Source organism: Klebsiella planticola ATCC 33531 (assembly GCF_000735435.1).
In the GTDB taxonomy this organism is placed as follows: Bacteria; Pseudomonadota; Gammaproteobacteria; order Enterobacterales; family Enterobacteriaceae; genus Klebsiella; species Klebsiella planticola.
This window is the reverse complement of sequence record NZ_JMPP01000055.1, coordinates 1-15,908: the sequence shown is the minus strand read 5'-3', so window position 1 is coordinate 15,908 and position 15,908 is coordinate 1. Positions and strand designations below refer to the sequence as shown.

Below are 15,908 nucleotides of genomic sequence, written 5' to 3'. Positions count from 1 at the left end.
CAGAATCGTTAATCTTGTATACAAGAAATTTATTTTATGTATACGATTGGCTATCGAAAAGTAAAATCCGGAGTGGGTGAATGCGTAATGAAAACCGTCAGCAGGCCGCGCCAGCGCTGCATGACAAGGATGAATCCATCTATCAGGCCCTGCTGACCGCCATCGTGGAGCATCAGCTGCCGCCGGGCAGCAAGTTGCCGGAGGAGGCGCTGGCCGAGGTCTTCGGCGTGAGCCGGACCGGGATCCGCAAGGTGCTGCAACGACTCAATGCTGTGCAAATGGTGACATTAACGCCCAAACGTGGTGCACAGGTGGCCAGCCCAACGGTGGAAGAGGCGCGGGAGATCTTCCGCACCCGCGCGCTGCTGGAGGTGGCGAACCTGCCCGAGGTGATCGCCCGCTGTCAGCCGCCGCACCTGGCGGCGCTGGAGGCGATTATCCGCCAGGAGCAGCAGGCGCATGAAGCTTACGATGGCCCGGCGGCGATTCGTTTTTCCGCCGAATTTCATATTCAGCTGCAGGCCATTTCCGGCAATCAGGTCCTCACCGAAATGGTGACCCGCCTGAGTCAGCGCTCTTCATTAGTGATTGCGGCATGGGGAGCGCCGTGGCGTCAGGGCTGCCGCTGCGACGATCACGAGCAGCTTGTCCAACTGCTGCGGCAAAAAGCGCTGCCGCCCCTGAGCGCGGCGTTAACGCACCATTTTGAACATATCGTTGCCAGCCTCTGCTTTGAGCGGGCTGGTGAATGCCTGCCTGATTTTGCCCGGCTGTTTGCCGGCGACAAGGAGTCCTGATGGCCGCTATTTGTATACAAGTGATTAATCCCAACACCAACCCCGGGATGACCGACACCATCGCCACCGCCGCCCGCATGGCGGCGGCGCCGGGGACCGAGATTATGGCGGTCTCGGCACGGGAAGGGGTGCCGTCCATCGAAGGCCATTTTGATGAGGCCATTGCCGCCGTCGGCGTGCTGGAGCAGATTCAGGCCGGCCGCCAGCAGGGCGTTTCGGGTCACGTGATCGCCTGTTTCGGCGATCCGGGATTGCTGGCGGCCCGCGAGCTGGCGCAGGGGCCGGTGATCGGCATTGCCGAAGCGGCGATGCATCTGGCCACGCTGGTCGCCACGCGCTTTTCCATTGTTACCACGCTGCCGCGTACGCTGATTATCGCCCGTCATCTGCTGCATCAATATGGCTTCTACGACCGTTGTTCCGGTCTGCACGCCATTGATCTGCCGGTGCTGGCGCTGGAAGACGGCAGCGGCGTGGCGCAGGAGAAGGTGCGCGCACGCTGTATCCAGGCATTAAAAGAGGATGGCTGCGGCGCCATCGTGCTGGGCTGTGGCGGAATGGCCACCCTGGCCCAGGAGCTGACCCGCGAACTGCAGGTGCCGGTCATCGATGGCGTCAGCGCGGCGGTGAAGATGGTGGAGTCGCTGGTGGCGCTGGGTCTGTCGACCAGCAAACGCGGGGACTTAGCGTTCCCGGAAGCCAAAACTCTGAGCGGTAAATTTCAGGTATTCAATACATTTTCAATTTAAGGGGTGGCAGATGACGTCAGCAGCACAGAATTACCCTCGCGACCTGCGAGGATACGCCGGTCAACCGCCGCACGCGCAGTGGCCGAACCAGGCGCGCATTGCCGTGCAGTTTGTCCTTAATTATGAAGAGGGGGCGGAAAACCATGTTCTGCATGGCGACGCCGGTTCCGAGCAGTTTCTCTCCGATATAATCGGCGCCGCCAGCTACCCGGACAGGCACATGTCGATGGACTCGCTGTATGAGTACGGCAGTCGCGCCGGGTTCTGGCGCATCCATCAGGAGTTCAGCCGACGCGGGTTGCCGCTGACGGTGTTCGGGGTGGCGATGGCCCTCGCGCGTCACCCCGATATCGTCGCGGCGATCAAAGCCGCCGACTACGACGTGGTTAGCCACGGCTGGCGTTGGATCCACTATCAGCATATGGATAGCGACATGGAGCGCGAGCATTTGCATAAGGCAGTGCACGTCTTAACCGACCTGTTCGGCAAGCCGCCAACCGGCTGGTACACCGGGCGGGATAGCCCCAACACGCGACGGCTGGTGGTGGAACACGGCGGTTTCGATTACGACAGCGACTACTATGGCGATGATTTACCTTTCTGGACCGAGGTGCAGTGCGGCGACGGTTCGCGCAAGCCGCATCTGATTGTCCCCTATACCCTCGACGCCAACGATATGCGCTTTGCCACCGCGCAGGGCTTCAACACCGCCGAGCAGTTTTATACTTACCTCAAAGACAGTTTTGATGTGCTGTATGAAGAGGGGGAAGAGGCGCCGAAGATGATGTCTATCGGCATGCACTGTCGCCTGCTTGGCCGGCCGGGGCGCTTCCGCGCCCTGCAGCGTTTCCTCGATTATGTCCAGCAGCACGAGCGGGTCTGGGTCTGTACGCGCCAGCAGATCGCCACCCACTGGCGCGAAGTCCATCCGTTCCGGGAATAGTGGCCGTTCCCGGGTAGCCCGGCTCAGCGCCGGGTTAGCTCATCAGGCTGACCTGCGCGGCAACAATCCGCCAGCCAAACGGAAAACGGACCCAGGTTTGCTGCTGGCGGCCGATCCGCTCGCTGCCGGCGCGGGTAAACTCGGTGCTGCACACCGCGTAATCCTCGCCGAAGGTGACGATCTCGGTGTGGCGTAATTCGCGCTGCAATCCCGCCGCCGGACGGGCGGCGCGAAAGGCGCGAATTTCATCGATACCGTAGAGGTTCTCGCCGGCCCCCTGGCGCACCGTCCGTTTATCGTGCCAGAAGAGCTCATCCAGCACCGCAATGTTGTTGCTGACCAGCGCCTCTTCGTAGCGGTAAAAAGCGGCGGTTACCTCGGCCAGAACGCGTGGCCGGTTAATATTATCCTGATTGATCATCATGCTCTCTCCGCAGGGCGGGCCTCGGTGATGCCCGCGTGTTCCAGAGCGCGCGCAGCGCGCAGACAGGCCTGTTCATTAAACGGCGCGGCAATCAGCTGCACGCCAATGGGTCGGTTGGATGCCGTGCGCAGCGGGACCGTGACCACCGGCAGGCCGAGGAACGAGATGGGCTGGGTGAGTATGCCCATACTGGCGCGAACGGGCAGTATCTCGCCGTTGATCGTCATCGTCTGTTGGCCGATAAGGGTGGCGCTGCACGGTGTCGCCGGGGCGATGAGTACATCGACGTGGTGAAACAGCGATTTTATCGCCTGCCGGGCATGGCGGCGAAAACGCTGCGCCTGAAGATACCAGGCCGCAGGAATCATCGCCCCGGCCAGCAGACGCTCCCGCGAGTTCGGTTCAAAGCGTGCCGGTTCACGCCGCAGCGCCGGCAGATAGTGATTGCCCCCTTCGGAGGCGCTGATGATAAACGCCGCCGAACGCGCCAGTTCGGCCTCGGGGAACAGATGCTCTTCCCGGGCGTCGAGGGCCTGCGCGACGCGGGCTACCGCGGCACGGGCGTCGCTATCGCACCAGTCGCTGAAATAGCCGCCAAGCACTCCGCAGCGCAGACCCTCCGCCGCGCGTTCCAGCCGCTGGCGAGTGGGGGCAACGGCTTCGTCCGCCTGGGCATCATCGTCGGGATCGTGCCCCTGTAAGGCATCGTAGACCGCCGCCAGATCGTCGACGCAGCGGGCAAACGGGCCAATGTGATCGAGGCTGGCGACGAACGGATGGCTGCCCGCACGCGACAGGCGGCCAAACGTCGGCTTCAGGCCAAAAATACCGCACAGGGAGGCCGGGACGCGGATTGAGCCGTTGGTATCGCTTCCCAGAGAGAAGTGAACCAGCCCGGCGGCAACCGCCGCTGCCGAACCGCCGGAAGAGCCGCCGGCGATGCGCTGCGGATCGTGCGGATTATGGGTGGCGCCATAGTGGCTGTTTTCGGTGGTGAACCCATAGGCGTAGGCATCCATATTGACCATTCCGCTAAGCAGACCGCCTGCCGCGCAGATCTGCCGTACTGCCCAACCGTCGTTGACGGCAGGCGGGCGGTCGCTGAACAGCTGTGCGCCGGCGAGGGTGGTTTCCCCGGCAACGTCGAACAGATTTTTTACCGCGTAGGGAACCCCCGCCAGCGCCGGTAACGGCTGGCGGGTTCGACGCAGCGCATCAATCTGGTCGGCTTCGGCGAGCATCCGGCGTTCGGTGATCTGCGTCCAGGCATTAATCCGCCGGTTAACCTGCGCCATATCGTCGAGAGTACGGCGGGCAATCTCTCTGGCGCTCAGCTCACCGTCGGCCAGCGCGCGCTGAATATCAGCAATCGTCATCTCAGTCAGGGTCATGCTTTGTACACTCCGGCAATCTCCAGGCGTTCATCGAGCGGCAAGGCCATCAGCGGCTCAGCCATGGCGGCAATACGGGAGAACTGTAGCTGAAGCTCAGCGCGGCGGGTGTCGTCCAGCTCCAGTGCCAGCAGGTGTTCCATTTGCGCCAGATAAGTGCGCCAGTCGTTTACGCTATGGGTCATGTTCGTCTCCTAATAACCGGCGGCGGCGCCGTTGCTGCGCGGATCGGACGCCCCTTCAAACAGGCCGTTGGGATGACGGACGATGGCGCCGGCGTGCCCCATGGCTTCGCTATAATCGGCCAGCACCTCCACGTCATGACCCAGCGCCCGCAGACGGGCGATGCTCTCCGGCGCGAAGCGGCCTTCCAGCTTCAGTGAATCTGAGGTTTGTCCCCAGGTTCGGCCCAGCAGCCAGCGCGGGCGCGAAATACTCTCCTGCAGCGGGATGCCCTGCAGGATGTAACGGGTGAAAATGGCCGCCTGAGTTTGCGGTTGGCCATCCCCGCCCATCGAACCGTATACCATGACCCGGCCGTCGTTGAGGCGTGCGGCGGCGGGGTTGAGGGTATGAAACGGCTGTTTGCCTGGCGCCAGCGCCAGCAGATGTGCGGGGTCGAGACTGAACGAGGCGCCGCGGTTTTGCCAGACGATCCCGCTATCCGGCAGTACGACGCCGCTGCCAAACTCATGATAAAGACTTTGAATAAAGGAGACCGCCAGCCCGCTGCTGTCCATCACCCCCATCCAGACGGTGTCGCCGGGGCCTTTTCCCGCCCCCCAGGGGACGGCCTGCCGATCGTCGATGTTATCGGCCAGCTGCTGGAGCGCCTGCGGGTCGAGCAGGCTTTGAATATCCACGTCGAGATGACGGGGATCGGTAATGTGGGCATCGCGCAGGCCAAAAGCCTGCTTGGTGGCCTCGACGATACGGTGCACGGTCTGCGCGTCATCGGCATCGTGCATCGCCAGCCGGTCGGTAATCCCGAGGATCGCCAGCGAGACCAGTCCCTGCGTTGGCGGCGCCAGATTCCACAGTTCGCCGTGCTGGTGCTGAAGCTTCAGCGGCGCAGGGCGACGGGCGCGATGCTGCTGTAGATCGGCAAGGGTGATGGGCAACCCGCAGGCCGCCATCCCCGCAGCCAGACGGCAGGCCAGCGGGCCGCGATAAAAACTGTCGAGGCCATCGTCGACCAGCTGCTTAAGCGTCGATGCCAGCGCGGGCTGACGAAAGCGACTGCCGGCGGCCGGCGGTTGTCCGTTGACCAGAAAGGTCTCCGCGAACCCTGGCAGGTCATGGAGTTCGGCGAGTTTTCCGGCGCTGGCGCTGGACTGGGACGCCGTCACCGGCGTGCCGTCAGCGGCATAGCGAATCGCATCATCCAGCAGGCGCGCCAGCGGCAGCGCTTTTCCGGTCAGCGTCTGCGACACCTTCAGCGCTTCATCCCAGCCGCTGACGGTCCCGGCGACGGTCAGCGCCGCTTGCGGTCCGCGGTGCGGAATTTGCGCCAGCCCGGCGTAGGCTTCCGGCGTGGCCAGCGAGCCCGCTGCGCCGCTGGCGTCAATGGCTATCGGTTCGCCCTCCGGCGGGACGATAAGCCAGAAGCCATCGCCGCCCAGGCCGTTCATATGTGGGTAAACCACCGCAATGGTGGCCGCCGCGGCGACCATGGCTTCTATCGCGCTGCCGCCTTCGCGCAGCACGGCAACCGCGCTTTGGCTGGCCAGATGGTGCGGGGCGACCGCCATTCCGTGGGCGGATACATTACTCTGCATGGGTTGTCCTCATGATCCAAAGGTGATGTCAGCGCTGCAAAAGCTGTTCCACTTTGAGCGTAAAGTTTCATTCGTCGGGAGGGGCGGCCCTTTTTCTTAAACTGGCATGCATTATGAAAGCGCTCTCATCATGTATAGTTTGATGAAACAAAAGTTACAGAGGCTGTATGGAACAACTGGATGAACGCTTGAAAGGGCAATATGCCTCATTGTCGCCTCAGGAACAGCGGGTGGCGGATTTTATTTTCGATCACTTCGACGACCTGATTAGCTATAACAGCGCTGAGCTGGCGCAGCTGAGCGGGGTGTCAAAAGCCACGGTGAGCCGTCTGTTTAAGCGGCTGGGCTACGAAAAATATAAGGATATGCGCGATGAGCTGCGCACGTTACGCCAGAGCGGAATGCCGCTGACCGATCATCGCGATGCGGTGCAGGGGAACACGCTGCTGGCGCGGCACTATAAGCAGGAAATGGCGAATCTGACGCAGTGGGTCAATGCGCTCGATGCGCAGCAGTTTGCCGAGGCGATTAGCGGGATGGTCAACGCCCGGCGCATTGCGATCATCGGAATGCGCAACTCCTGGCCGGTGGCGCTGCACCTGCGCCAGCAGCTGCTGCAGGCGCGCGGGCAGGTGCAGGTGCTGCCGCAGCCGGGACAGAGCTTAAGCGAGGAACTGGTGGATCTGACGGCGGACGATCTGGTGGTGGTCATGGCCTTTCGCCGCCGTCCGCGCATTATTCGCCCGCTGTTGCAACAGCTCCAGCAGCGCGGTATTCCGGTACTGCTGATCTGCGAACCGCAGGCATACAGCCTGTTTCCGCTGTCCCGCTGGCAGCTGTGTGCTCCCCTGGATAGCGTCTCGGCCTATGACAGCTACAGTTCGGTAAACAGCTTGATCAACCTGCTGGCGAATGCGTTCCTGCACGAAATTCTCGATAAAGGCCGCCCGCGCATCCACGATATCGCCACCCTTTATCAGCAGCTGGACGAGCTTGAGCAACGATAATGGGGCCTCAGGCTGGTGCTTTGCTCTTTTATGGTGCAATAAAATAGTGGGGGAATGAACTCCGTTTCCCCGCTGTTTTCCGCTATCTCCTGTTTCTTCTCTCTTTTCTCGCGCTTTGCGCCGTGACCCTCCCATTTTTTGTATCTGGCACATTAGTTGCAGAAGTTTATTTAAAGAATCTTTTGTTTCATACTAACGTAACGGGTAAACATCATGAAAAAACTGCTGATCGCACTGGCCGGGGCCGCTTGTCTGTTCACGCAAATCACAGCGGCGAAAGCCGACCAGCTGCAGGATATCGAAAAGCGCGGCGTGATTCGCATTGCGGTTCCGCAGGATTTCCCGCCGTTTGGTTCGGTGGGGACCGATCTCCAGCCGCAGGGCTATGACATCGATATGGCGCGTTATCTTGCCAGTCAGATGAAGCTCAAGCTGCAGCTGGTGCCGGTGACCAGCGCCAACCGGGTGCCTTATCTGCAAACCGATAAAGTGGATCTGGTTATCTCCAGCCTCGGCAAAAATGCGGAGCGCGAGAAGGTGATTGATTTCAGCCGCCCGTATGCGCCGTTCTTCCTTGGCGTATTCGGCCCGAAAGGGGAAGAGCTGAAGGATGCGGCGGCGCTCGGCGGCAAAACCGTCGGCGTTACCCGTGGCGCGGTGGAAGATATGGTGCTGACCAGCATTGCGCCGAAAGAGGCGCAGATTAAACGCTATGAAGACAACAACACCACGCTGTCGGCTTATCTGTCAGGCCAGGTGCAGTACGTGGCGACCGGTAACCTGGTGGTGGCGGCGATTTCCCGGCAAAACCCGGCTAAAGCGCCGGTGCCGAGCTTTATGCTGAAAGATTCGCCGTGCGTGATTGGTCTGAAAAAGAATGAGCCGGCGCTGAAAACGAAAGTCGATGCGCTGATCGAGCAGGGAATGAAAGACGGTACCCTGAACAATTTGTCTCAGCAGTGGCTGAAAGCGCCGTTGCCCGCCGACTTTTCCGCATAAGGTCAGTGAATGACGGAACAACTTCATTTTTCTGCGCTCTGGCCGCACTGGCCGGAGCTGCTGGCGGGACTGTGGGTGACGGTTCAGCTGACGGTACTGGCGACGGTCGGCGGCCTGGCTATCGGCATCTTCGGCGCCGCTATTCGTAGCGGGCGGCCATCCTGGTTCAGCCGTTTGTGGGGCGGCTACGTGGAGCTTATCCGCAATACGCCGTTTGTGGTTCAGCTGTTCTTTATCGTCTTCGGTCTGCCTAACCTCGGGCTGAAGATGACGGCAGGCGAAGCCGCGCTGCTGGCGATGGTGGTCAACCTTGGCGCCTACAGCACCGAGATCGTTCGCGCCGGGATCCAGGTGACGCCAAAAGGCCAGTGGGAGGCCGGGCGTGTGCTGGGGCTGAGCCGCACGCAGACTTTTATTCGGGTGGTGTTGCCGCCGGCGCTGCAGCGGATTTACCCGGCGCTGGTCAGTCAATGCATTATCGTGATGCTGGGATCGTCGGTGGTGTCGCAGGTCTCTTATGAAGAGCTGACCTTTGCCGCCAACCTGATCCAGTCGCGGACGTTTCTGAGCTTTGAGGTCTATCTGGTGACGACGGGGATCTACTTAGTGCTTTCGATAACCATGCGTCAGCTGTTGATGGCGGCAGGGCGAAAATGGCTGGGGGTGCAGGCATGATGGTCACCTTTACTGACTGGGATATTATTCGCAATCTGCTGCTGGCCGGCCGCTGGACGGTACTGCTGTCGCTGGTGGCGTTTATTGGCGGCGCGCTGGTGACGTTGCCGCTGCTGCTGCTGCGCCTCACCGGCGGACGCCAGGTTAAGCGCCTGATTCGCGGCTATATCGAGCTGTTTCAGGGGACACCGCTGCTGATGCAGCTGTTTCTGGCCTTCTTCGGCGTGGCGCTGTTCGGCATTGACGTCTCGCCGTGGACCGCCGCGTCGCTGGCGCTGACCTTCTACACCAGCGCCTTTTTACTCGATATCTGGTTCGGCAGCATTCGCGCGTTGCCGAAAGGGCAGTGGGAAGCTTCGCGCTGTCTGGGCCTCAGTTTCGCCCAGACCTTGTTTCGCGTCATTGCGCCGCAGGCGCTGCGTATCGCCATTGCGCCCACCGTAGGGTTTGCGGTGCAGGTGGTGAAAGGCACCGCGCTGGCGTCGATTATCGGCTTCGTCGAACTGACCAAAGCTGGCACGATGCTGACCAACGTGACCTATCAGCCGTTTAAAGTCTTTGCGCTGGTGGCGCTGGGCTACTTCATTCTGTGCTACCCGCTGTCCCGCTACAGCCGCTATCTGGAGAATAAATTCAATGCCTCTCATCACCATTAATCAGATGCAGAAGTACTACGGCGACAACCACGTGCTCAAAGGTGTCGATCTGGACATCGAGATGGGCGAGGTCATTTCGATTATTGGCCGTAGCGGCTCGGGGAAAAGCACGCTGCTCCGCTGCATCAACGGGCTGGAAGGGTATCAGGACGGCAGCATTAAGCTGGGCGGCATGACCATTACCGACCGCGATTCGCAGGCCCGCGAGATCAGCCGTTCCGTCGGGATGGTGTTCCAGAATTTTAACCTGTTTCCGCACATGACCGCGCTGGAGAACGTGATGCTGGCGCCGCGACGGGTGCTGAAAAAAAGCGCCGCCGAATGTCGTGAGCTGGCGCAGCGGATGCTGGAGAAGGTCGGCCTTGGCGATCGGCTGGACTATTATCCCTCGAGCCTCTCCGGCGGCCAGCAGCAGCGGGTGGCGATTGCCCGCGCGCTGGCGATGTCGCCAAAAGTGTTACTGTGTGACGAGATTACCTCGGCGCTGGATCCGGAACTGGTGGGCGAAGTGCTCAAGGTTCTCGAGCAGCTGGCTGCCGAGGGAATGACGCTGATTCTCGTCACCCATGAAATGAATTTTGCCCGTGAAGTGGGCGATCGGGTGGTGTTTATGCATCAGGGACGGGTCTGGGAGCAGGGTGACAGTAAAACGCTGTTTGCCAACCCGCAGACCCATGAACTGAAACAGTTTATCTCCTCCGTTCGCGGCCTGAATTAATCAAAGGACTCTAAAATGGATATCGCTCAATTTTCGCAACTCAACCCGCCGCCGCGCCTGCTGATGGGGCCAGGGCCGATTAACGCCGACCCGCGCGTGCTGCGCGCCATGTCGAGCCAGCTGATTGGTCAGTACGATCCGGCGATGACCCACTATATGAATGAGGTTATGGCGCTGTACCGCGGGGTGTTCCGTACCGAAAATCGCTGGACGATGCTGGTGGACGGCACCTCGCGCGCGGGAATCGAAGCGATTCTGGTGTCGGCTATTCGCCCTGGCGATAAGGTGCTGGTGCCGGTATTTGGCCGCTTCGGCCATCTGCTGTGCGAAATCGCCCGCCGCTGTCGCGCCGAGGTTCACACTATCGAGGTACCGTGGGGCGAAGTCTTCACCCCCGATCGGGTTGAAGACGCCATCAAACGCGTGCGTCCGCGCCTGCTGCTGACGGTACAGGGCGACACCTCGACCACCATGCTCCAGCCGCTGGCGGAGCTGGGCGATATCTGTCGCCGTCACGAGGTGCTGTTTTACACCGACGCTACCGCCTCGCTGGCCGGCAATGCCCTGGAGACCGATGCCTGGGGGCTGGATGCGGTATCCGCAGGGATGCAGAAATGCCTCGGCGGCCCGTCCGGTACCTCGCCGATTACCCTCAGCGCGCGCATGGAGGAGGTGATTCGCCGCCGCAAATGCGTGGAGGAGGGCATTCGTACCGACGCCCATCTTGATGGTGTGGATGAGATGGTTTACTCCAACTACTTCGACCTCGGCATGGTGATGGACTACTGGGGGCCGGAGCGCCTGAATCACCACACCGAGGCCACATCGGCGCTGTTTGGCGCTCGCGAATGCGCGCGACTGATCCTGCAGGAGGGGCTGGATCGGGGGATCGCCCGACATAAGCTGCATGGCGATGCGCTGCTCAAAGGCATTCAGGCGATGGGGCTGGAGACCTTTGGCGACCTGAAACATAAGATGAACAACGTGCTCGGAGTGGTGATTCCGCAGGGCATCAACGGTGACCAGGTACGGAAGCTAATGCTGGAAGATTTCGGCATTGAGATCGGCACCTCCTTTGGCCCGCTGCATGGCAAAGTGTGGCGCATCGGCACCATGGGCTATAACGCGCGGAAAGATTGCGTGCTGACCACGCTCAGCGCTCTGGAGTCAGTACTGAATTACCTGAAATTCTCTACCACCCAGGGAGCGGCGATGCAGGCGGCGTGGGATCACTATTGCAGCGAGAGTGCGCGATGAATCAATCAACACGCCAGCAGGCGGAGATGATGGCGGCCGCGGAGCGGGTGATGGCCCGCGCCGATGAGCTGGCCGCGATCAGCGAAACGGCAGAAGGGCTGACCCGGGTGTATCTCTCGCCGCAGCATTTGCAGGCCAATCAGCAGGTGGCGCGCTGGATGACGCAGGCGGGAATGACCGTCTGGCAGGATAGCGTCGGGAACATTTGCGGGCGTTATGAAGGCGAGCAGGAGGGGGCGCCGGCAATTCTGCTGGGATCTCATCTGGATACGGTACGCAATGCCGGGCGCTATGACGGCATGCTGGGAGTGCTTACGGCGATTGACGTGGTGGAAAACCTGCATCGGCAGGGGCTTCGCCTGGCGAAAGCGATAGAGATTGTCGGTTTCTGCGATGAAGAAGGGACCCGTTTTGGCATCACGTTGCTGGGCAGTCGCGGCCTGACGGGAAGCTGGCCGGAGAGCTGGCTGGCGCAGACCGATGCTCAGGGGATCAGCGTGGCGCAGGCGATGGCGCAGGCCGGACTTGATCCTGCGCGAGTCGGCCTGGCGGCGCGTCCGACGGCGGATATCGCCGGCTATCTCGAGCTGCACATTGAGCAGGGGCCGTGCCTTGAGCAAGCGGAGCTGGCGCTCGGCGTGGTGGAGGCCATCAACGGCGCCCGCCGCCTGAACTGCCGTTTTACCGGCGAAGCGGGCCACGCCGGAACGGTACCGATGAGCCAGCGTCGGGATGCGCTGGCCGCCGCTGCCGAATGGATGGTCCTCATTGAGACGACAACCCGGCAGCACGGGGGAAACCTGGTGGCTACGGTGGGGACGTTGCGCTGCGCCCCGGGCGCGGTTAACGTCATTCCCGGCGAGGTGGCGCTGACTCTGGATATTCGCGGTCCGCAGGATGGTCCGCTCGACGCGCTGCTCACCACGCTGCTGGATGCCGCGCAGGCGATAGCCGCCCGTCGCCATCTGCGCTTTGCCGCCGAAGCGTTCTACCACATCGCCGCGACCGCCTGCGATCGGCGGCTACAGGCGGTGTTGACGCAAGCCGTCACCGAGGTTCAGGGGCGCTCGCTGTCCCTGCCGAGCGGCGCCGGGCACGATGCGATCGCCATCGCCGAACGTTGGCCGGTAGGCATGCTGTTTGTGCGCTGCAAAGGCGGCGTCAGCCACCACCCGGCGGAATCCGTTACCTGCCAGGATGTGGCGTTGGCTATTGCGGCGTTTCGCCGCGCGACGCGGGCGCTGGCCGAAAACGCATAAGCCGTCCCGCGCGGTCGCACTAGCGGCTTCTTCTGCGCCGGCGCCGCGCTGAGGGCCGCTGAGCGGCGGCTGATTGACCGAAGTGACGGGCTATTTTTACCCGAAAGTAGCACAAAGTGCTAAATATGCGGATGATGAACTCTATACCATCCGCGGCACTGACCTCGTCGCCATGGATTGGTAGTCAGTTGGAATCATTCCGCGGGGTCAGTCTGCTCTTCTTGTTAAGCATCGATGACGCCTTTAACCCTCAGATAATCATCATTTTTATTCGCTGAAAATTCCCCGACTGTTATGCTACTTGTGAAAAGATATGCTGCTGACGAGAGACATGCCGATGCTGAATTCAGAACAGAGTATTAATATACAGACGCAGTCCTCCCGTTCCGGGATGAATCTTTTCTCCGCATTACTGATAATTATCGCCGTTTCCGCATTGTGTATTGTGATTTCGAAACCATTAGGTCCCTGGGACGTTATCTTCGCCAACGCCGGGCTGTATATTGATCTGTTAGCCTTATTGTTCCTGGTGTTTATGTTATGGATTTCGGCAAAAGTCAGAATGAGTTATGTCGCGGTAAACTGGGTGCGCTACGGGCTGTTGCTCTGGATAGCCGGCTGTACCTTTGATGTAATGGACGAAATATTTGTCCAGCCGAAATGGATGGGCTATTACTGCGAAGATCTGCTCCGTCTTTCCGGCATGCTGTTGACGACCATCGGCATCTATAAAATTATCGAGCGTATTAACGTGCTGTACGTCGACGCGCGTTCTCAATCGTTAAAAGACGAGCTTACTCAACTGCCTAACCGGCGTTTTTTCATTGATACCATCCGGGAAAAACAGGGCCACCAGCTGGCGCTGATGATTCTGGATATTGATTTTTTCAAGAACATCAATGATACCTACGGCCATCTGGTGGGCGATGAGGTGCTATTTGCGTTGGGTAAACAGCTGGCAAAATTAACCAGCGATAAAATTCTGCCGGCCCGGATTGGCGGCGAAGAGTTTGCCATTATTGTTGACGGGATGCCGGCCGAAGAGGTGCGCAACCTGGCGCAGTCCATTCTGGAGAATGTCCGCTCCATTCTGATTAATCATGATTATCCGCTGTCGGTCAGCATTGGCGTCGGCATGCGTGAAAAAGGTGAAGCGCAGGATGCGTTTATTAAGAAGGTGGATGAAGCGCTCTACCAGGCGAAACATAACGGCCGTGGACGCGTCGAGTGGGCCACATCCTGAGGCCGCCGCTATCCCTGCTGCGCGCTGCGACAATGGCGGCGATATTCAGAAGGGGAGCGTTCGGTATAGCGTTTAAACACCCGGCAAAAATAGTTACTGTCGACAAAACCGCAGTTATGGGCAATCTCTTTGACTTTTAAATCGTAACCCCGCAGCAGCTTTTTGGCCTGCTCGAGCCGGACGCGGGTCAGGTATTCGTTAAAGCCGACGGAACCCGACTTCTGAAAAATGTGCGACAGGTAGTTGGGGGTGATATGAAAACGTTTCGCCACCGATTCGCGGGTTAACGGCTGGCTGAGATTCTCCTCCAGATAATCCTGTACCGCCATAAACAGGTCGCGGCTACGGCTGACCCGCATCTCCAGGCCGACCAGCTGTTCAAGGCAGTGGCTCAGCAGCGCCGACACCACCAGCCGGGCGGTGACCGGGTCTGGCTGCAGACATATTTCGTTCAGCGCCAGCAGCAGATAAGAGCCCACGCGCGGTCCCAGGCGAGCGACGCTTTGTTTCTCCGTTCGCAGCCGTTTACCGTCCCAGTGCTGGATGCAAAACCCCAGCTTTTGCCTGCCAAATAAAATACTTAAGGTCGATGCCTGACCGGTCCACTGCGGACAGGTCCATTTTCCCGCCTGAACATAAAGCACCTGTGATGTTGACAGCACCATATCGGACAAGGGTAAACCGTTCTCCCGCAGCTCCCCCTCCAGCACAATTTCCAGACGCGGAAACGCGACCTGATAGGCCAGTTCCGGGACAGAAATATCCGGTTCCGGGAACCTGACCAGCAGCCTGTCCTTCTGATTGACCAGACGATTTAAAATACCCGGCAGATCTTCAATCATCCCTTCACCCCGAGAGCGAACTATTATCCTGTTGAATATAATCTATTTAATACCCGCAGATCTCTTTTAGATCGCCCGATTGAGCGCCCGGAGCCGGCCTGCGGCCGCCCGAAGCTCAGAGTTTGATGATCATCACACTTTGTCTCCCCGCGTACGGATGTCCAGTTTTTCGTAGGAATCGCCTCATGTTTTTTCCCTGGCCGACGATTAGAGTTTATTTCGTGTTATAGAAAGGTTAAGGAAAGGAAATATGGAACATCAATCTGCTGTCTATCTGGATGCCCTCGGCGCCAACATCGCCTTATCCGCCAAAATGAAACAGGAGCTGGATACGCTTGGCTATACCGTGGTGCATCATCTGGCCGACCCGGCATGGCTGGCGGCGATGCGCGAGCTCATCGATGCGCTTGTCGAGAGCGAGGGAGATAACCTGGCCATGGAACACCATCAGGAGGCGACCGCGACGCGTATTGCCAATCTGGTGAATAAAGGGGTGATTTGGGAGAAGGTGTGGTCCCATCCGCTGGTGCTGTCGGCCTGCCGCTATATTTTTCAGGGCGACTTTAAAGTGTCCAGCCTGAATGCGCGCGAGGCGCTGGTTAACGGCGGCCACCAGCCTCTACATGCCGACTGGAAAAAACCGCGTCCCGATTTTCCCAAAGTGCATCTGGTCAATACCATTTGGGCAATCGATGATTTGAGCGCCGAGAATGGCGCCCCGCGAATTATTCCCGGTACGCATCTGCGTCCGGAACTGCCCGAAGAGGTCCTGAGCGACCCTGAACTGCCGCACCCGGATGAGGTGGTGTTTGCCGCCCCGGCGGGGAGCGTGATGATTTATAACGCGCATACCTGGCACGGCGGAACCTGCAATATCACCGGCAGCAGAAGACGGGTGCTGCACGGTTTATACATTGACCGCCAGGACAGCGCGCAGCAGGACCAGCGGCTCTGGTTAAAGCCGGAAACCGCCAGCCGCCTGACGCCGGCGCAAAAATGGCTGCTGGATGTGGAGTAACCCGGTGCGCCATGATGTCCGTTTTTTGCCAGGTGGCGGCTACGCCTTACCTGGCCTACGAAACGGTTGCTTCCTGGCGGCGGGGTAAATCCCTTGCCCGGCTACGGTGTGCACCGGCTGTAGCCCCGGTAAGCGTAGCGCCACCGGGGAGA

At 60.0% G+C, this 15,908-nt stretch carries 17 protein-coding genes; 12 read left to right on the top strand and 5 right to left on the bottom strand.

Annotated elements, in window-relative coordinates:
• The first annotated feature begins 80 nt into the window (after nucleotides 1-80).
• The 3 genes from GRPL_RS05250 to puuE are packed head-to-tail and all read left to right on the top strand — an operon-like array spanning nucleotide 81 to nucleotide 2,489.
• On the top strand, nucleotides 81-797 hold the full coding sequence (locus GRPL_RS05250) for a GntR family transcriptional regulator (protein ID WP_032688455.1): 717 nt from the start codon (nucleotides 81-83) through the stop codon (nucleotides 795-797).
• The gene (gene hpxA, locus GRPL_RS05255; protein ID WP_032700347.1) at nucleotides 797-1,546 is read left to right on the top strand and encodes an allantoin racemase; all 750 of its coding nucleotides are present in this window, start codon (nucleotides 797-799) and stop codon (nucleotides 1,544-1,546) included. The genes GRPL_RS05250 and hpxA overlap by 1 nt, the downstream gene beginning before the upstream one ends.
• A 10-nt stretch (nucleotides 1,547-1,556) precedes the next feature.
• Nucleotides 1,557-2,489, top strand: coding sequence for an allantoinase PuuE (gene puuE / locus GRPL_RS05260; protein WP_032688451.1), 933 nt, complete (start codon nucleotides 1,557-1,559; stop codon nucleotides 2,487-2,489).
• Between the two features lie 34 nt (nucleotides 2,490-2,523).
• Here the strand turns inward: puuE and hpxZ are convergent, their stop codons facing one another.
• The 4 genes from hpxZ to hpxW are packed head-to-tail and all read right to left on the bottom strand — an operon-like array spanning nucleotide 2,524 to nucleotide 6,082.
• Nucleotides 2,524-2,910 carry an oxalurate catabolism protein HpxZ gene (gene hpxZ, locus GRPL_RS05265; protein ID WP_032700506.1) on the bottom strand — a complete coding sequence of 129 codons (387 nt, stop codon included), beginning with the start codon at nucleotides 2,908-2,910 and terminating at the stop codon, nucleotides 2,524-2,526.
• Entirely contained in the window at nucleotides 2,910-4,304 is a 1,395-nt protein-coding gene (locus tag GRPL_RS05270; RefSeq protein WP_032688449.1) for an AtzE family amidohydrolase, read from the bottom strand. Before GRPL_RS05270 ends, hpxZ begins: the two co-directional genes overlap by 1 nt.
• Nucleotides 4,301-4,489 (bottom strand): oxalurate catabolism protein HpxX, encoded by a 189-nt coding sequence (gene hpxX / locus GRPL_RS05275; protein ID WP_032700346.1) that lies wholly within the window; start codon nucleotides 4,487-4,489, stop codon nucleotides 4,301-4,303. The genes GRPL_RS05270 and hpxX overlap by 4 nt, the downstream gene beginning before the upstream one ends.
• A 9-nt stretch (nucleotides 4,490-4,498) precedes the next feature.
• Entirely contained in the window at nucleotides 4,499-6,082 is a 1,584-nt protein-coding gene (hpxW, locus tag GRPL_RS05280) for an oxamate amidohydrolase (protein ID WP_032700345.1), read from the bottom strand.
• A gap of 167 nt (nucleotides 6,083-6,249) precedes the next feature.
• On the opposite strand from hpxW, the gene hpxU reads away from it, so the two are divergent.
• From hpxU to GRPL_RS05320, 8 genes are all read left to right on the top strand, one after another.
• Nucleotides 6,250-7,089 carry a MurR/RpiR family transcriptional regulator HpxU gene (gene hpxU / locus GRPL_RS05285; RefSeq protein ID WP_032688446.1) on the top strand — a complete coding sequence of 280 codons (840 nt, stop codon included), beginning with the start codon at nucleotides 6,250-6,252 and terminating at the stop codon, nucleotides 7,087-7,089.
• 213 nt (nucleotides 7,090-7,302) lie between these two features.
• Nucleotides 7,303-8,088: a transporter substrate-binding domain-containing protein gene (locus tag GRPL_RS05290; protein WP_032700344.1), complete on the top strand. Its 786-nt coding sequence runs from the start codon at nucleotides 7,303-7,305 to the stop codon at nucleotides 8,086-8,088.
• Between the two features lie 9 nt (nucleotides 8,089-8,097).
• The gene (locus GRPL_RS05295) at nucleotides 8,098-8,763 is read left to right on the top strand and encodes an amino acid ABC transporter permease (protein WP_032688444.1); all 666 of its coding nucleotides are present in this window, start codon (nucleotides 8,098-8,100) and stop codon (nucleotides 8,761-8,763) included.
• Nucleotides 8,763-9,419 carry an amino acid ABC transporter permease gene (locus tag GRPL_RS05300; RefSeq protein ID WP_032688617.1) on the top strand — a complete coding sequence of 219 codons (657 nt, stop codon included), beginning with the start codon at nucleotides 8,763-8,765 and terminating at the stop codon, nucleotides 9,417-9,419. The genes GRPL_RS05295 and GRPL_RS05300 overlap by 1 nt, the downstream gene beginning before the upstream one ends.
• Nucleotides 9,400-10,137 (top strand): amino acid ABC transporter ATP-binding protein, encoded by a 738-nt coding sequence (locus GRPL_RS05305; RefSeq protein WP_032688443.1) that lies wholly within the window; start codon nucleotides 9,400-9,402, stop codon nucleotides 10,135-10,137. Before GRPL_RS05300 ends, GRPL_RS05305 begins: the two co-directional genes overlap by 20 nt.
• 15 nt (nucleotides 10,138-10,152) lie before the next feature.
• Complete coding sequence (locus GRPL_RS05310) at nucleotides 10,153-11,394, top strand: pyridoxal-phosphate-dependent aminotransferase family protein (RefSeq protein WP_032695698.1); 1,242 nt, start codon at nucleotides 10,153-10,155, stop codon at nucleotides 11,392-11,394.
• The gene (hpxK, locus tag GRPL_RS05315) at nucleotides 11,391-12,653 is read left to right on the top strand and encodes an allantoate amidohydrolase (protein ID WP_032688442.1); all 1,263 of its coding nucleotides are present in this window, start codon (nucleotides 11,391-11,393) and stop codon (nucleotides 12,651-12,653) included. The genes GRPL_RS05310 and hpxK overlap by 4 nt, the downstream gene beginning before the upstream one ends.
• Nucleotides 12,654-12,990: 337 nt before the next feature.
• Nucleotides 12,991-13,896, top strand: a complete 906-nt coding sequence (locus GRPL_RS05320; RefSeq protein WP_032688616.1) for a GGDEF domain-containing protein — start codon at nucleotides 12,991-12,993, stop codon at nucleotides 13,894-13,896.
• Between the two features lie 8 nt (nucleotides 13,897-13,904).
• On the opposite strand, the gene GRPL_RS05325 is transcribed toward GRPL_RS05320, so the two are convergent.
• Nucleotides 13,905-14,738, bottom strand: a complete 834-nt coding sequence (locus GRPL_RS05325; RefSeq protein WP_032688441.1) for an AraC family transcriptional regulator — start codon at nucleotides 14,736-14,738, stop codon at nucleotides 13,905-13,907.
• A 250-nt stretch (nucleotides 14,739-14,988) separates the two neighbouring features.
• Here GRPL_RS05325 and GRPL_RS05330 point away from each other — a divergent pair, with 250 nt between their 5' ends.
• Nucleotides 14,989-15,756 carry a phytanoyl-CoA dioxygenase family protein gene (locus GRPL_RS05330; RefSeq protein WP_032688440.1) on the top strand — a complete coding sequence of 256 codons (768 nt, stop codon included), beginning with the start codon at nucleotides 14,989-14,991 and terminating at the stop codon, nucleotides 15,754-15,756.
• Nucleotides 15,757-15,908: the final 152 nt, after the last annotated feature.

What these genes read in the sequence shown, in the direction of transcription:
- GRPL_RS05250 (WP_032688455.1), top strand. Translation starts at nt 81, where the DNA reads ATGCGTAATGAAAACCGTCAGCAGGCCGCGCCAGCGCTGCATGACAAG.
- hpxA (WP_032700347.1), top strand. Translation starts at nt 797, where the DNA reads ATGGCCGCTATTTGTATACAAGTGATTAATCCCAACACCAACCCCGGG.
- puuE (WP_032688451.1), top strand. Translation starts at nt 1,557, where the DNA reads ATGACGTCAGCAGCACAGAATTACCCTCGCGACCTGCGAGGATACGCC.
- hpxZ (WP_032700506.1), bottom strand. Translation starts at nt 2,910, where the DNA reads ATGATCAATCAGGATAATATTAACCGGCCACGCGTTCTGGCCGAGGTA.
- GRPL_RS05270 (WP_032688449.1), bottom strand. Translation starts at nt 4,304, where the DNA reads ATGACCCTGACTGAGATGACGATTGCTGATATTCAGCGCGCGCTGGCC.
- hpxX (WP_032700346.1), bottom strand. Translation starts at nt 4,489, where the DNA reads ATGACCCATAGCGTAAACGACTGGCGCACTTATCTGGCGCAAATGGAA.
- hpxW (WP_032700345.1), bottom strand. Translation starts at nt 6,082, where the DNA reads ATGCAGAGTAATGTATCCGCCCACGGAATGGCGGTCGCCCCGCACCAT.
- hpxU (WP_032688446.1), top strand. Translation starts at nt 6,250, where the DNA reads ATGGAACAACTGGATGAACGCTTGAAAGGGCAATATGCCTCATTGTCG.
- GRPL_RS05290 (WP_032700344.1), top strand. Translation starts at nt 7,303, where the DNA reads ATGAAAAAACTGCTGATCGCACTGGCCGGGGCCGCTTGTCTGTTCACG.
- GRPL_RS05295 (WP_032688444.1), top strand. Translation starts at nt 8,098, where the DNA reads ATGACGGAACAACTTCATTTTTCTGCGCTCTGGCCGCACTGGCCGGAG.
- GRPL_RS05300 (WP_032688617.1), top strand. Translation starts at nt 8,763, where the DNA reads ATGGTCACCTTTACTGACTGGGATATTATTCGCAATCTGCTGCTGGCC.
- GRPL_RS05305 (WP_032688443.1), top strand. Translation starts at nt 9,400, where the DNA reads ATGCCTCTCATCACCATTAATCAGATGCAGAAGTACTACGGCGACAAC.
- GRPL_RS05310 (WP_032695698.1), top strand. Translation starts at nt 10,153, where the DNA reads ATGGATATCGCTCAATTTTCGCAACTCAACCCGCCGCCGCGCCTGCTG.
- hpxK (WP_032688442.1), top strand. Translation starts at nt 11,391, where the DNA reads ATGAATCAATCAACACGCCAGCAGGCGGAGATGATGGCGGCCGCGGAG.
- GRPL_RS05320 (WP_032688616.1), top strand. Translation starts at nt 12,991, where the DNA reads ATGCTGAATTCAGAACAGAGTATTAATATACAGACGCAGTCCTCCCGT.
- GRPL_RS05325 (WP_032688441.1), bottom strand. Translation starts at nt 14,738, where the DNA reads ATGATTGAAGATCTGCCGGGTATTTTAAATCGTCTGGTCAATCAGAAG.
- GRPL_RS05330 (WP_032688440.1), top strand. Translation starts at nt 14,989, where the DNA reads ATGGAACATCAATCTGCTGTCTATCTGGATGCCCTCGGCGCCAACATC.